This is a genomic window from Mycobacterium sp. Soil_C_30 (genome assembly GCF_057656995.1).
The window spans coordinates 62,760-77,554 of sequence record NZ_JBDGJH010000005.1 but is presented as its reverse complement, the minus strand read 5'-3'; the positions used below and the strand labels follow the sequence as shown (position 1 = coordinate 77,554).

The following is a 14,795-nucleotide window of genomic DNA, read 5'->3' as shown; positions in this document are numbered from 1 at the left end:
CAGTGCCGTGGGGAGGCGAAGCGTACTGATGGCGGGTGTGACTGCCTCGGCTGCGCTTGGCGGCGCGGCGTGCGCGGCTCCGGCCCCCCGCGCCACCCCGGAAGTGGTATCCGATCTGGCCGGTATCGCGGCCAATGCGAAGGATTTCGGTGTCATACCCGGCGGAGCGGATCAGTCGAAAATCCTTCAGGATGCGATCGACTTCGCCAGAGACAACGGGTTGACGCTGTTCCTGCCGGCTGGGTCCTATGTGGCGGACGGTCTGATACTTCGAGATCAAACCAGGATGGTCGGCGCGGGCCCGGACAGCACGGTCATCCGCGCGGTCCCGGGATCGAGAAACGGCGCGCTGCTGACCATCGACTCCGGCCGCGTCCGAAGTGTTCTCATCGAAGGAATCGGATTGGAGGCCGCTGACAACGAGGAACAACACGGCATCCACGTCCAGGCCCGCCGCGCCGCTGGTGACGATGCATCGGGTTTGTGGCATTCCGACTTCAGGAACCTTCGGGTGGGAAACTTCGGAGGCGCGCAACTGTGGCTGCAAGGTGGGGGTCAGGACGCCCGAGATCCCGTGCAGTTCTTGACATTCGACAATGTGGTCCTGGAGCGCAAGAATGACTCCGAACGTTCGATTAGTCTGTTGATGTCGGGTCAGGTGAATCAGACGGTGTGGCTCAACGGCAGGATCGACGGGTTCGGATCGCGGGGCGAGCACCCCGGCACCAATGCCAAGATCTGCCGGCAGTTGGATCACTATGACCCGGCGAGCGACGGTTCGTCGGAGTACCTGTCCAACAAGACGGGGCACACCCATCTGTTCGCGGGCGTGTCCTTCCAGCAGGCGCAGCTGGGTGTGTACGTCGATGGCGCCGAGTCGATCACCTTTGACACCTGCCATTTCGAGGGCCTGGACAACGGCCTGCTGTTTGCAAACGCCGGACTGAACAGGGTGGATCGCGGGCACTTCGCGAACTCAGCCCAGGGCGACCGCGACGCCTTCTCGATTCGGGCCGAGAACGGTTCGGTGGTGTCCGGTTCCGGGAACGTCTTTCTTGGCCGGTTCGGGTCGATGGCTTCGGCGGACGACAGCGGTGGCACCGTGTCGTTGACGAATACTATGAGCGGTCAAGCCATCACCACGCGAAATCTGACGAGGCGGATCGATCCCGCTCCCGCGATCAGCGTGGGAGCGGCAGCTACGGTGTCGCTGAATGCATCTACGACCCCGGTGCGGACCGTCACCGCGAGTCGATGGCCGGGCGAAACGGTGGTCTTCAGGGCCTCTGGCGGGTCGGTGTTCTTCGAGTCTGGCGGGAACATCGATTTCGAGGGCACCCTGACCCCGATAGAGCTCACCGTGGGCGGCACCTTGACCTTGGTGCGCTTCGACAGCGGACCCGATTGGTGCATTCAGGCGGTGCACGGTGCGCGTTGAATACCGAGTCGGCCTGCATGATGAACGCCTGCCTATCGCCCCTGACGAGGAGGTGACTGTTCAGGAGCTGGACATCCGCCCCGTATACATCCGCTGTTGTCCACGATGTGCCGCTGGTCATGCATTGTCAAACAACCATCTGATGGGGAGGTCCACGTGAGAAACCGATCTTTACCACCTCCTATAAGCGGCAATTATTGGGTTCTGGGCCTCGCGTGCGGGTTGGTGGGCGCTCTGCTGGGATTTGCCGTATCCGCCACTGCGACACCCACTTACACGGCGCGCGCAGGTATGTTCGTCTCCACAACCGGTGGCGCTCCCGTGAGTAACGCCTCCTATCAGGAGACTTCGGCGTCACAGCAGATGGCCCTCTCGCTGGTACGGCTTGCTTCCAGTCAAGCCGTCACCGAACGAGTGGTGGAGAGTCTTCGTCTCGACCTGCCACCGGCTCAGCTGGCAGAGAAGGTGGAGGCGACCGTCGAGCCGGAGACGGTTCTCATCAACCTGACAGTCACCGACTCATCACCCACGATGGCCAGGGAGATCGCGAATGCCACCGCGTTCGAATTCGCTGATTTCGTGGATGAGTTGCAACTCAAGACGGCACCTTCGACACCGAGGCCTACGGTGACCCTCGTCCAGCCGGCGACTACTCCAGAAGCTCCCGTGGCACCGAATACGTTTCGCAACACCGGACTTGGCGCCCTGGCTGGGCTCGCGATCGGTTTGGTGCTGGCCAATCTCCGGCGGCGGACCAATCGGAGCGTGCGCGAGCCCGGTGAGCTCGCTGCCATCACCGGTCGGCCCCCGCTTGGTTCTGTTCCGAAGTCTCGGAAACGTTCAACTGATCCGGTCGAAGTCGTCACCAGCGACGCCTTCGTGATGGAAGGCTTCAGAGAACTCCGCACCAATCTCTCATACGCGCTCAAGGACAGCCCATCGGGCATCGTGACGGTTACCAGCGCAGGCCTGGGTGATGGCAAGACGACGACGGTCGTCGGGCTGGCCGTGGCGCTCTCGGATGCCGGTCATCGGGTCGCCATCGTGGATGCGGATCTACGTGATGCCCATTTGACGGAACGTCTTGGTATGGCTGGGCAACGGGGGCTGGCCGACGCGCTCGCGGGGACATGCGGGCTCGACGACATCGTCGTCATCCCGAGTTCGCTGCGTCTTGCTGTCATCCCGGCGGGTCTACGGTCGTCGCGTCCTAGTGAGCTGCTCAGCTCCGACAGCGCGGAGAAAATTTTCCTCCAAGTCAGTAAGCTCTACGACTTCGTACTCGTCGACACCCCCGCTCTGTTGGCGTTCACCGATGGGGCGATCGCTGCGACTTACAGTGACGCGGTGGTGATCGTCGCCCGGTATGGCGATGTTACCGTTGACGATCTCGAGTCAGCTGTTGAGAGCCTCCACAAAGTCGGCGCCGACATTCTGGGTGTAGTGACCACCTTCGCGCCCGTGCCTGATCTGCTCAAACGGAGCGTCAAGGCGGCCAATCGCCGGAATTGACCTGGCCCGCCCTGAAATTACGGAGAAGAACAACGCCGGCTGCCTGCAGGCTCAGTGCGCGTCGGTTGCGTACTCGAAGGTCGCGGAGATGACCTCACCCGCTCTATTCGCGAGAGCGGACTTCTTCGATGATGCGGGTTGCCGCGAGAGCGTCTTGGCCGAGATGCCAATAGGTGATGCCGAATCGGGCGCGCCACTCCAGCAGTGTGTCCGCGCATTGCGCTGCGGAACCCACCAGAACTGCGGGTGAGCCCTTCAAGAAATCCTGAGCTGATTCGATCTTGGCGTCCCATGACGATCGAGGCCCGTCGGCGCCGCCCAGAGCGTCAGTGACCCGGACGTGGTAGGAGGTGAACTGAATGGTCGGGCACGGCCTCCCAGCGGACGCGGCGGCGGAGTGAACCCGCAAAATCTTCTCCTTGATCGAAACGGCCGTCAGGTCCCGCACTGACGTGGCGTCGATCTGACCGCGGCTCGTCGTGGCGTGTATCCCGACGATATCGGCCATACGGCCGGCAAGCTCCAGCATCCGGGGCCCACCTGCGCCGACGAGGATCGGCGGGTTCGGACGTTGGCTGCACCGCGGCAGTGCTTCCATGTGGTCAATCCGGTAGTGGTCACCCGCGAAATGCACTGGGTCACCGGTGAAGTAGTCACGGATGATGTGGAGAGCCTCGGCCAAGCGTGCGACCCTCGTGGGGCCGTCATCGAAGGGCAGACCGGTTGAAAGATAGTCATCCCGGTTCCATCCCGCGCCGATCCCGAGCTCGACTCGACCGCCGGAGAGCACGTCGATTGTCGCGATCTGTTTGGCCAGCAGGGCCGGATGATGCATGTCGTTCTGCAGCACGAGGCTCTGGACGCGGATGCGCGATGTGCTGGCGGCCGCGAAGGCCATTGCCGCAAGGGCGGATAATTGCCACCCCTGAGTGAAGTGCTCCGAGATGCAGACCGTGTCGAACCCCGCATCTTCGAGGCGGCGCAGGTCGGCAACCCACGCCTCGCCGTCGCTGGTGAGTCGTGGCATCGGTGTGATGAAGCGGAGCCGCTCAGCCATCGTCGAGCTTCCACCGGCCATCGAGCTCGGGGTACCGCGCACTGACTTCGGGGAGGAGATCGGGAAGTGTGAGATAGACGAAATCTGGTCTGGCGGCGACCAAGTCCTCCGGCGACACGATCGGGATATTTGTGGCCGGCATCCGTCTGCCTTGTTTGGCAGGCGACGCATCGGCCACTGCTGTGACGAGCCGCGAGTCGAGCTGCGCTCGGCTGAACAAGGACACCGCACGCGAGGCGGCGCCGTAGGCGAAGACCACGTGTCCGGCGGCTGCTGCGGCGTCCAGCCAGCCCCGTAACGATGCTACGTGAAGATCGGCGCTGCGTTGGAGGCCGCCGACGACGGAACTGTCCGTGATACCCAGTGTCTGCTCGGACACCATGATGCGCCGCACCGTGTCATCAGGTTCGACGTCCCCGTGTACTACGGCGATCAGGACTGTTCCGCCGTAGAGGTCGAACTCCCATGCAGTGGCGATCTGCATGCCGACTGTGCTCAGCAGTCGACTCAGAGCGGTCAGTGAATAGTAGGCAAAGTGGCCGTCTCGCAGAGAATTCCACTGTCCCTTGCTGACGATGGTGGCAAGGGAATGATAGAGCAGGAGTAACACTCCATCAGGCGCAGTGGATTGCGCCCGGAGACGAAACGCTTCTTGCTGATCCGGGGCGTGCATGATGCCGAACGAATCCAAGACTGTTGTTGTCTGGCCCGTGGCGGTGGCAAAGCCGCGTGCGGTCAGGAGCGGGATCCAGGTTCCTCCATGAGGGCTGCCGAATTCGCGCACGGTGTCACCGCGGAGCCAGCCTGCCGCCTCGACCAGGGAGATGGCAGCTGCGGCTTGGTCTTGTAAGGCTTGCGGTTCTATTCCGCGCGGCTCGACGCTAACGGTGTCGTCGCCGGCAAGTTGGGCAAGGCCGCAGCTGCTGCACAGATCCATCGCGAGGGGGTAGGCCGCCTCGTCCGCCCGTACTGGCTCACGCGCCAACGGGAAGTGCTTGGCCACTGGAACCATGCCTAGATCGAGCACCCGGCTCAGCTCGGTATGGCCGCACGCCCTACACCTGGGCTGGGGCATCGCTCCGCACCCAACGCAGCGACTGATCGACGACTCCGGCTGCGACCAGAGCGTTGAGTCGCGCCAGACGGGTGAACGAGTTGGCGAACCCGTCGGCGGTCAAGCCTGTCGACAAGTAGGCGTTGTACAACTCGGCGGCACCGTCTGCCACGGACCAGTCGGCCTCATACCCGACCGCATTTCTGAAGGCAGAAAAGTCGACTCGGTACGAACGTAAGTCGGCGCCATTCTCGCCGGTGATCAAGAGCTTGGCGCCGGGCACCACATCAACCACACATTGTGCAATCTCGGCAACGCTCACATTGTTGGCCTCGGTTCCGACGTTGAAGGCGCGGCAGTGTGTTGCTTCGACTGGTGCTTCCAGTGCGATCAGGAACGCCTTCGCGATGTCCCGGGCGTGAACCAATGGACGCCACGGCGTGCCGTCGGAGAGCACACGCACTTCGCCTGTCAACACGGCATGGCCAACAAGATTGTTCAACACGATGTCGGCACGAAGGCGTGGAGAGAATCCGAAAGCCGTGGCGTTACGCAGGAAGACCGGCGAGAAGGATCCGTCGGCGAAGTCGGCGACGTCTTTCTCTACGCGGACCTTACTTTCGGCGTACGGGGTCAACGGTGCGAGTGCGGCCTCTTCGCTCACCAGCCCCTCGCCAGAGGCGCCGTAGACCGAGCAAGTGGAGGCGTACAGGAATCGTTGTACACCAGCATCCTTCGCGCACCGAGCCAGCAACACCGATGCGTGGTGATTGACGTCGTGGGCGATCTGGGGCGCCAGACGACCAAGCGGGTCATTGGACAACGCGGCGAGGTGAACGACCGCGTCGAAGCCCCGCAGGTGCTCCGGTTTCACATCGCGCAGATCCAGCTGCCATCCAGGCGGGTCCTGCGGTTCGGGTCCCAGTACGCAGTCGGCGAAGTACCCGGAGTCCAGGCCGACCACGTCGTGCCCTGCCCCGATGAGGAGAGGCACCATGACGGTGCCTAGATACCCCTGGTGACCAGTGACCAATATCCGCATAACGGCTTCCCCATCGGTGTCTTCCGGCACTCTCCGCTATCCTCCGGGGTATTGCCGAATTTCTCAGTCTATGCGCAAGCCGTTGTGCTGCGCACCACTGTCGACTACCTGAAAAATCGTTATGCGGAAGCCTTTTGGAGAGAATGTTGGCGCTTTGCGGGTTCAGGTGTAGCTAGGAGTCTTTCATGGCGCCGGTGGCAAGGCGATCGATCGTTCAGAACTGTTTGCTGTTGTTTCAGCGCGTAACCACCTTGGCTTGGTCGGGTCGAGAACGCAGCCGGGTCCAACTCGGGGCCGAGGTCGCCGAAACTGGCAGCAGCCACTCGATGTCCAGGTCTCGGTCGTCATACGCGACCGCCAGATCTTCGGTGGGGTCGTGGGGTGATCGATCCGATAGCACTACGTCAGCCTTGGTGATCTGTGCCTGAACCCACCTAGACGGAATGCGTCGTGGTCACCGAACTTCGGTGAATCACATCGGATATCGACGAACAGGTCAAGAACGGCGCCGGTGGCACATCGAACGAACTCCGACTCGCCCTGCTCGAAACGTCCGTGCGGAACGCGGCTGGGAATCCAGGAGAAAAGTCGCTGCACCGGGTGGTCACAGGTGAAGTCACAGTTCGTTGACCACCATGTTGCGGATGTCGATATAGCTGTTGCGCGAGCTGACCCAGCTCGGGGGAACGGTCCCCCCGCCGCGGTGGATGTCGTAGAGGACCGCCTGAATTTCCACGTCGGGACTGGCGCGGTACTGCCAGTCGGTGGCGCTGAAGCGAAGCCTGTCGTCGATCCACACCTTGAATACGCCGTCGCTCTTACCGACGGTGTTGAGGTCGACCTCCATGGTGATGCGGTGCCACTGCCCGCGCTTCATTTCGCTGGCCAAGCTGGTGTGCCAGCCGTAGCCGTTGAAGCCCGTCGACGGGCTCTTGGCGTAGATATACGTCACGAGGTCATTGTCGGTACCTGTTTTGATCGGTCCGAGGCTGCCTTGAAACGGGCGGGTCCCGTCGTCGCCGCGGCCGTGCCACATGAGTCGGGTGGAGAAGCCGATATTCCGGTTCGGGCTGCCAGAGGTCGGTTCGTAGATTCCGTGTCCCGGAGCCACGCCCACCAATCCGGGCATCTTGCCTCCCCAGCGCCAGTCGAAGTTCTGGTCAAAGCGGATGTCGTAGTTGAGAATGGCGTGATCGGTGGGTTGGCTGAGCACGGGCGCGACAACAAACCCGCCAAGTGTGCCTGCGGGGATGGATTGACGAAGGAACTTGCCGCCCTCCGGGTCGATGTGGATGCTTCCGTACCGGTAGGTGGTGGCGCTGGTCCCGGCCGCGGTCCGACCGAACATCGCATCGCCGGAGGCTTTCGTAAGCTGCCCGTTCGGGGCAGCGTCAAACCTGTCCTGCCACAGAATGTTACCGATCGGAGGGGTTTCGGGAGCCGGGTTGGGGACGATCGTGGCCGTGCCCCCGGTGGTCTTGGTCAGTCTCGCTGCCGACCAAGCCGAGTTACCTACTGCGTTGGATGCTCGCATCGAGATCTCGTAGCCGGTGTTCTGGAGAAGACCCGTGATCGTCGCCGACGTGGCGGTAGCAGCAGCGTCCGGTGCGATCATCCAAGTGCCACCAGTAGACCGGTACCGCAGGGAATAGCGCGTGATCGCCGAACTGCCACCGTTCTGCTTTGTCCAGGTGACCAGAACCGAGGTGGCAGAGGGGGTGACAGCGGGCTCGGCGGGAGTAGCGGGCTTGGTCCGGCCGTGCGTCGGGTTGGTAACTGTCGACTCGAGTGGGTCATTCTCGTGGTCATCGATCGCCAGAATGCCGGTGGTGTAATCGATTCCGTCGACCAGGCTGTTCCCCAACGGGTCGTAGCCGATGGTCGGGGCGGAATTGTCGGAGGTTTGTCGAAGCTGCCTATCCGTCGACGCCAGCAGAGTCCATAACGTCATTGGCGCGGCTGGCGTGTTTGGCGCGGCAGGGTTGGCGGGCGGTAGCGTCAGAGAGCTCAGTCTCGCTGGCGAGACCAATACCTTTGATCGCCTGTATGATTCGGGATCCGACTGCTCGTTCACAGCAATGGTTGCAGGTCGTGGCGCAGGCTCGGCGCGATCCGTGTCGTCAACGGCGGCAGGTTCACTGGCAGTGGCGGGGTCGCCTCCGTCTCTGGTCACGGTCAGCCCAAGACGGCGAGTTGACTCGAGCCGGAGTTGCCTGCTGTCATCGCCCAGAGGGTCTCCGGCGGGGGCGGGCTGTTGGTTTCCTCGGGACTTCTTCGACGGTTCTGCCGGAGCGGCGGTCGATTCCTCGGCTTCGTCATCATGCGACCGCTGGCCGAGTCCAGGAGAATCCTCATCACGCCCAGGATCGTCGGCGGCAAGGACATCGGCATCGTTCTCTTTGCCGGTTCTGCTAGGGCCTGGTGCGGTGTCGTCGGCGGCATCGGAACCAGTGTCAGCGTCGTCCCTTGTAGCTGAAGCCGAGCCTCGATCTGCTCCGGATCTTGGTGACGACGACATACCTTGACTGTCGGATTCGGTTGCAGGAGAGGAAGAGTGGGCTTCATGCGGCAATGCGTGCGCTACCGCCACACTTGGCGCTAGCGCGGACCCTATGCCCAACGCGACGGCGAGCGCGCCAGCGTGGGCGACGTAGCACGCGAAGCCGTGGGTGGCTCCAGGCTTGGCCTGAGAGGGGGGAGTGTCCGGCGTCCTCACGTGCTGGCTTCCCATATCCATACTTTGTTCGGCGGCCATGCTTCTCCTGGGCTCGATTGGGCAGCGCAAGGAACCGAGCGCTCTTGATGGAGCGACCGCGATCTAAATGGGGTTGGGTAATGCTTGTGATGGGTCTGTCGCTACCCAGTGCGGCTATCGTAGGGCTTCAGGACCGCAACCCGTTATTTCTGAATCCTTTGGCTGGCTAGGAGGGTATCGTCCTCCGTCCCGGATGCCAAGCCGACTTGGTTGCCGCGCCGATTCATATGTGCACCAGCGATTTAACGTTCTGTAGCGATTGCGCCCACCTCGCTGCTCTTCGACTACTTAGGCGAACCGGTCTGCGGCCGGGTCTACGCATTGCAAGTGCACCTACCGTTGCAGCTACCTTGTCCAGCAAATTACTGCAACCTGCGTCAGCTATCGCATTGTGGTGATGGCGTGCGCCATCGGGCTATGACCAATGTCATTGCCGTAGCCTTCTGTCGATCGATGGTCGAGGTGTTGCTCGAGTATTGGGGCTCAGTTCGGAGGCGACTGGCGCCCTCGCCCGTCGGGGTTCGTGAACGGCGTTCATCGCATCGCTGCTTCTGACGTGCAACGCCCCGACGAGCGGTATCGCAGCACCTTCCGGCTGGCGTTGAGCCCAGAGCGCGATCAGGGCCTGAGATTCGGGGGCGGCAGCGGGCTGTGCGCGCCGTCACCGGTGTTCATTTCAAACCCCAGGGCCTCCGGTCGGAAGCCGCAGCCGCTGGTCGGCAGCGCACCACAGCCTCGGCCCTGCACGCGGTACTCTCGGCGGGCCGGGCGTTGATAGCCGCCACGCCCGCAACGGCCCCGGTGCTGTCGACCAGTAACTCCGTTGCGCGCAGCGCTCAAGGGACCCGTTGCCAATCCTGCAGCGGCGCGGGTGTTTTCGGACCGAGTACACCGCCACCACGCTGCGCGGGCATTACGGGTTGACGGCCGCCCCGAGCCGGTATGTCAGAGAGTTTTCCGCCTGCGCAGGTCGCCAAACCTGAAGTAGCGCAACGGGTAGGTCTTGCTACGGCCAGATCACGGCTATTGCAACGGCGTCAGGATGGGTTTCGGCCGTCGTAAAGGTCAGGGATTGCGAGGACGCCGCCGGCTCGCGACACGTTTTGTAGTGCGTCAATCGCGAGACGGTCGTCCGATGTTTGCCGGAAAGTTGCCCGGAGCTAACACATGTCGAGTTCCAGGAGCGGTACTTGAATTCGAAAACTCCTTGTCTGCGCAACGGGATTTCAGCAAACCAGCAGCGCAGGCGGGGGTTTTCGCTCGCATCGACAGTGCTTGGAATGCGCGTGCTGAAACTGTGCAAAAGCTTTGGATGTCGCGTAATGTCCGGTTCAGTCAATCGCGGGGGTTGCTCGGTGAGAGTGGCAGTATGCGGACAGATGGCGACGCTCGCCATGGTGGTCAACCGGCCACGTCCGGCATCGCTCCTGCGATGTCGGACATTCACCGTGTCACGTCGGCGCTGACGAACTCGGGTTGCTCGGCCGGGCAGAAACACCTGCCCGCGCGGGGAACCGTTCCCGCCGCGGTGGTTGCGGCGACGGTCACCGACCGGTGCCGGTGCCAGCTGATGTCGTCGAGGGGTCGACATACTTGGCTGTCACCGTGCCCATCGTGGTGGCCGGCGCCGCAACCACCGCCAGGCACTATCCGGCGATCGCGGGGGCCTTCACCGACGGCGTGATGGGCCGTACCTCGGCGGAACGACCGAACACCATGCTCTCGTCGATGCGGTCGAAATGGTGGTCGATGGCGTCGGCGAAGAAGTTCTGCCGCACATTCCACGGACGCTTGGTGCCCGACTTGGGCAGCGCGTGGGGATTGCGCAACACGTAGTTGGCCTTGATATCCCAGGCCAGCTTCTCCTGCATCGGTTCGTCACCGAGATGCGGATAGGCATGGGTGTAGCCGCGAGAGTTCATGTAGGCCAGCAGTTTGGCCACCGACTGGGCGGTCATGTCGGCCCGCAACGTCCAGGACGCATTGGTGTATCCGACACACCACGCCAAGTTGGGGACATCCTCCAGAAGGTGGGCTTTGTACACGAAACGGTCCTGTGGATTGAATTTTTCTCCGTCGATGCTGATGGCCACCCCGCCGAGCGCCAGCAACTGCAGGCCGGTTGCCGTGACGATGATGTCGGCCTCCAGGTGCGCGCCGGACTCCAAGGTGACGCCCGTGGCGTCGATGTGGGCGATGTGGTCGGTCACGATGTCGGCACGTCCGGCGCTGATGGCTTCGTAGAGATCGCCGTCGGGTATCGCGCAGAGTCGCTGATCCCACGGGTTGTAGCGCGGCTTGAAATGCACGTCGATGGGATAGTCCGTGGGCAGCTGCGACAGTGCCTGGCGGCGGATGAACCGTTTCATCGAATTCGGCGACTTGCGTGCCCAGAACCAGATCAGTCCTTCGAAGAAGGCCGCGTACCACTTGGCGAAGCTGTGAGAGTAACGCCGCGGCAACAGCTTTCGTACAGCATCGGTGACCGGGTTGACGCTGGACCCGCTCAGCACGTAACTGGGGGAGCGCTGCAGCATGGTGACTTTGGCGGCCTTCTCCGTCAGCGCGGGGATCAACGAGATGGCGGTAGCCCCACTGCCGATCACCACGATCTTCTTGCCCGCGTAGTCCAGATCCTCGGGCCAGAACTGAGGATGCACCACGCGGCCGCCGAAGTTGTTGATACCAGGGAAGTCCGGGGTGTAACCCTGGTCGTAGTTGTAGTAGCCGCTGCCGAAGAACAGGAAGCGGGTGCGGTAGGTCTTCGGCTGGCCTTCGGTCTCGGTGCGCACCGACCAGGTGTCGGTGGACGAATCCCAGTCGGCGGCCAGTACATGACTGCGGTAGCGGATGTGCCGGTCGATGCCGTGCTTGCGCACCGCGTGGTTCATGTAGTCGCGGATGTGGTCGCCGCCCGCCATGCCCTCGCGACGCGTCCATGGCTCCCACGGGAAGCTCAGAGTGAAGATGCTGCTGTCGCTGCGGACCCCTGGGTAGCGGAACAGATCCCAGGTGCCGCCGAGTTGCTCGCGTCGCTCGAGCACGACGTAACTCAAGTCCGGATTGCGTTCGGCGATCCGGTAGGCCGCGCCTATCCCGGAAAACCCCGCGCCGATGATGACGACGTCGACTTCTTCGGTCACCGATTGCCTGGCTGAGTTCAGCTGCGTCGCGGTCACGTGATGAACCTCTGTATTTCCCCGATGGTGTGGTGCTGGTCACCTCAGGGTAGGCATCCACCGGTTGGTTGGGCCAGAGTCCGGAGGTAACGACTTCCTGCCGAAAACATTCATGTGCTATGCAACAAGGGTGTGTTGTCTCAGGCAGGTGTGGACGTGACCGCTGAGATTTCTGCACCTGCACAACCCCGCAGCGCATGGCGGCTGCTGATGGATCCGGCGTTCGGTGCGTTGTTCTGGGGCAAGCTCGTCAGCGCGGCCGGGGTGTGGACCCACAATCTGGTGGCCGCCGTCGTGGTGTTCCAAGCCACCGGGTCCGCACTCATGGTGGGGCTGCTCGGGGTGGCGATGTTCGTGCCGCAGCTCGTGCTCAACCCGTTGGCGGGGAAGTGGGCCGACCGGGGTGACCCCATCCGGCAGGTGATGATCGGCCGGATCGTGTGCCTGGTGGGGTCGGCGTCGTTGGCGGCGTGGTCAGTGCTGGCCGACAACCCGCAGGGACTTGCCGCCGCCTTGCCCATCATCGCGGCCTCGGCCGTGGTGGGCGTCGGCTTCGTGGTGGGCGGGCCGGCCATGCAGTCGATCGTGCCGGCGCTGCTGCGGCCCGGGGAGCTGTCCATCGGCATGAACCTCAACACCGTGCCGCTGACGCTGGCCCGGATCGGCGGGCCGGTGCTCGGGGCGTTCGCGCTGGCGCATCTGGGGCCGACGGCCGCGTTCGCCGCCAGTGCCGCCACCCACCTGGCGTTCATCGTGATGCTGCTGGTGGTGAAGTTCCCGCGGGCCAAGAAGCACGCGGTCGACACCGACTACCGGGTCAGCGCCGCGCTGCGCTACGTCTGGGCCGACCGCCCGCTGTTCCTGATGCTGCTCGGTGTCAGCATCGTCGGCTTCGCCTCAGATCCGTCGATGACGCTGGCGCCGTCGATGGCCGAGGAACTCGGCGGCGGCGCCAGCCTGGTGGGATACCTGTCGGCGGCGTTCGGGATCGGTGCGGCCATCGGCCTGGTGCTACAGGCGCTGCTGTCCAAGCGGGTGAGCCCCGGGGTCACCGCGTCGGTAGGCCTGTGGCTCATGGTGGCCGGCACCGCCGGTATCGCTGCGAGCCCATGGACCGCCGCCGTGCTGGCGTCGTTCGCCGTGGCAGGTGGTGGCTTCTCCTGGGGGATGACGGGGCTCAGCACGCTGGTGCAGTCCCGCGCCCCCGATGAGTACCGCGGCCGCATCATGTCTCTGTGGCTGGTCGGTTTCCTCGGTTCGCGGCCCATCGCGGCGGCGCTGTTGGGGTCGACGGCCGATCTGGTGTCGGTGCGGGCGGCGTTCCTGGTGGCCGCGGTGATCAGCGCCGTGGTGGCGCTGCTGTGCCGGGCCCGGGTGCTCAACCGTCCCGGGCCCGTCGAACTGCGCTTCTAGCGCAGAAAATAGGACGTCTAGCGGTAGTTCACGAACTGCAGCGCGACGTCCAAGTCGGCGCCTTTGAGCAGGGCGATGACGGCCTGCAGATCGTCGCGCTTTTTCGAGCTGACGCGGATCTCCTCACCCTGGATCTGCGCCTTGACGCCCTTGGGGCCCTCGTCGCGGATGATCTTGGTGATCTTCTTGGCCTCTTCACTGCTGATGCCCTGCTTGAGGGTGCCGGTGACCTTGAAAGTCTTGCCGCTGGGCTGCGGGTCGCCGGCGTCGAAGGCCTTCATGGAGATGTCGCGGCGGACCAGCTTCTCCTTGAAGACGTCGATGGCCGCCTTGAGCCGCTCCTCGGTGGAGCTGACCAGTTCGATGGCCTCGTCACCCTTCCAGGCGATGGTGGTGTCGGTGCCGCGGAAGTCGAAGCGGGTGGAGAGCTCCTTGGCGGCCTGGTTCAGCGCGTTGTCCACTTCCTGCCGGTCAACCTTGCTCACAACGTCAAACGATGAATCCGCCATTGGACACGTTCCCCTCTGCTCACTGTGGCCGCCGCTACATCAACAACCGGCCGTTTTCGTCTTTCCTACATCCTCGTTGTACCCTGCTACTCGCACCAAACCCGCCTGGTCATCCGGTCGGGAGCGGCGCAAGCCAGGCAGGTTGCCCGAGCGGCCAATGGGAGCGGACTGTAAATCCGTCGGCTAACGCCTACACAGGTTCGAATCCTGTACCTGCCACGCAGCTCAGCCCCACTTTCGAGTGGGGCTGACTGCGTTCTGGGGACTCGGCTTGTCACGGAATGTCACAGGTCGCGCGAAACTCGCGCGAGCGGCTAGTAGATGGGCGTGGAGTCAAGGTCGGAGTGGTGGACCGGCCATGTGCGACCGTAACGGGCCACGATTTGCCCAATCAGTTCGCCAAACCAGATTTGCGCACCCGGGGCCACTTTCACTGCCTCGACCAATTGTCTAGGTCCGTCGCTGCTGGGATGACAGCGGGTCCCACATCGGCCCACTCGAATCCCCACTTCTGGCGTTCCTCGCTCCGGTCATCCGGATTGTCGAACTCGTCGCCGGGTTTGAGGTAAGGAACACCGGTCATTGCCCAAAGTTCCCGCTCATGTTTGAAGCTCTTACGCTTGTGAGTGAAGCTGCGGTAAGCGTTTCCAATAGGAATTGTTTCGGTTCGGTAGTCGATATAATCGACGACTCCGATAAATTGAGGGCGCTGGCTCTGAATTTGCGGAAACCGCCTCACTTAAGCGCTGATAAGTAGACCGAATGGCAACGCCTCCTGATTGCTGCATCTGGTATATATGCCACATGGCGGCAGATTCGTGCTCACTCATCTACCG

Annotated in this window: 10 protein-coding genes and 1 tRNA gene; 4 read left to right on the top strand and 7 right to left on the bottom strand. The window is 63.1% G+C overall.

What is annotated here, in order from left to right; translation table 11 throughout:
* Positions 1-28: 28 nt before the first annotated feature.
* Both AC3A6P_RS11040 and AC3A6P_RS11035 read left to right on the top strand, forming a co-directional pair.
* A complete protein-coding gene (locus AC3A6P_RS11040; protein ID WP_487691523.1) occupies positions 29-1,438 on the top strand; it encodes a glycosyl hydrolase family 28-related protein in 1,410 nt (469 codons plus the stop codon).
* Positions 1,439-1,543: 105 nt separating this feature from the next.
* Complete coding sequence (locus tag AC3A6P_RS11035) at positions 1,544-2,950, top strand: tyrosine-protein kinase domain-containing protein (protein WP_487691933.1); 1,407 nt, start codon at positions 1,544-1,546, stop codon at positions 2,948-2,950.
* A gap of 103 nt (positions 2,951-3,053) precedes the next feature.
* Here AC3A6P_RS11035 and AC3A6P_RS11030 read toward each other — a convergent pair whose 3' ends face one another.
* From AC3A6P_RS11030 to AC3A6P_RS11005, 6 genes are all read right to left on the bottom strand, one after another.
* Positions 3,054-4,007, bottom strand: coding sequence for a TIGR03621 family F420-dependent LLM class oxidoreductase (locus AC3A6P_RS11030; protein ID WP_487691522.1), 954 nt, complete (start codon positions 4,005-4,007; stop codon positions 3,054-3,056).
* Positions 4,000-5,019 carry a transferase gene (locus tag AC3A6P_RS11025; RefSeq protein ID WP_487691931.1) on the bottom strand — a complete coding sequence of 340 codons (1,020 nt, stop codon included), beginning with the start codon at positions 5,017-5,019 and terminating at the stop codon, positions 4,000-4,002. The genes AC3A6P_RS11030 and AC3A6P_RS11025 overlap by 8 nt, the downstream gene beginning before the upstream one ends.
* 43 nt (positions 5,020-5,062) lie before the next feature.
* Entirely contained in the window at positions 5,063-6,103 is a 1,041-nt protein-coding gene (locus AC3A6P_RS11020) for an NAD-dependent epimerase/dehydratase family protein (protein WP_487691929.1), read from the bottom strand.
* Positions 6,104-6,502: 399 nt separating this feature from the next.
* The gene (locus AC3A6P_RS11015; RefSeq protein WP_487691521.1) at positions 6,503-6,700 is read right to left on the bottom strand and encodes a dTDP-4-dehydrorhamnose 3,5-epimerase family protein; all 198 of its coding nucleotides are present in this window, start codon (positions 6,698-6,700) and stop codon (positions 6,503-6,505) included.
* Positions 6,701-6,719: 19 nt separating this feature from the next.
* Positions 6,720-7,967, bottom strand: a complete 1,248-nt coding sequence (locus AC3A6P_RS11010; protein WP_487691520.1) for a fibronectin type III domain-containing protein — start codon at positions 7,965-7,967, stop codon at positions 6,720-6,722.
* 2,537 nt (positions 7,968-10,504) lie between these two features.
* Positions 10,505-12,037, bottom strand: a complete 1,533-nt coding sequence (locus tag AC3A6P_RS11005; protein WP_487691519.1) for a flavin-containing monooxygenase — start codon at positions 12,035-12,037, stop codon at positions 10,505-10,507.
* A gap of 156 nt (positions 12,038-12,193) precedes the next feature.
* Between AC3A6P_RS11005 and AC3A6P_RS11000 the strand changes: the two genes are divergently transcribed.
* Complete coding sequence (locus AC3A6P_RS11000; protein ID WP_487691518.1) at positions 12,194-13,450, top strand: MFS transporter; 1,257 nt, start codon at positions 12,194-12,196, stop codon at positions 13,448-13,450.
* Positions 13,451-13,467: 17 nt separating this feature from the next.
* Here AC3A6P_RS11000 and AC3A6P_RS10995 read toward each other — a convergent pair whose 3' ends face one another.
* On the bottom strand, positions 13,468-13,959 hold the full coding sequence (locus AC3A6P_RS10995) for a YajQ family cyclic di-GMP-binding protein (protein WP_487691517.1): 492 nt from the start codon (positions 13,957-13,959) through the stop codon (positions 13,468-13,470).
* A 136-nt stretch (positions 13,960-14,095) separates the two neighbouring features.
* Here AC3A6P_RS10995 and AC3A6P_RS10990 point away from each other — a divergent pair.
* Positions 14,096-14,178: transfer RNA gene (locus AC3A6P_RS10990), tRNA-Tyr, on the top strand.
* Positions 14,179-14,795 lie beyond the last annotated feature (617 nt).

Coding starts and splice junctions, on each gene's coding strand:
- AC3A6P_RS11040 (WP_487691523.1), top strand. CDS start 29: ATGGCGGGTGTGACTGCCTCGGCTGCGCTTGGCGGCGCGGCGTGCGCG.
- AC3A6P_RS11035 (WP_487691933.1), top strand. CDS start 1,544: ATGTGCCGCTGGTCATGCATTGTCAAACAACCATCTGATGGGGAGGTC.
- AC3A6P_RS11030 (WP_487691522.1), bottom strand. CDS start 4,007: ATGGCTGAGCGGCTCCGCTTCATCACACCGATGCCACGACTCACCAGC.
- AC3A6P_RS11025 (WP_487691931.1), bottom strand. CDS start 5,019: ATGGTTCCAGTGGCCAAGCACTTCCCGTTGGCGCGTGAGCCAGTACGG.
- AC3A6P_RS11020 (WP_487691929.1), bottom strand. CDS start 6,103: ATGCGGATATTGGTCACTGGTCACCAGGGGTATCTAGGCACCGTCATG.
- AC3A6P_RS10995 (WP_487691517.1), bottom strand. CDS start 13,959: ATGGCGGATTCATCGTTTGACGTTGTGAGCAAGGTTGACCGGCAGGAA.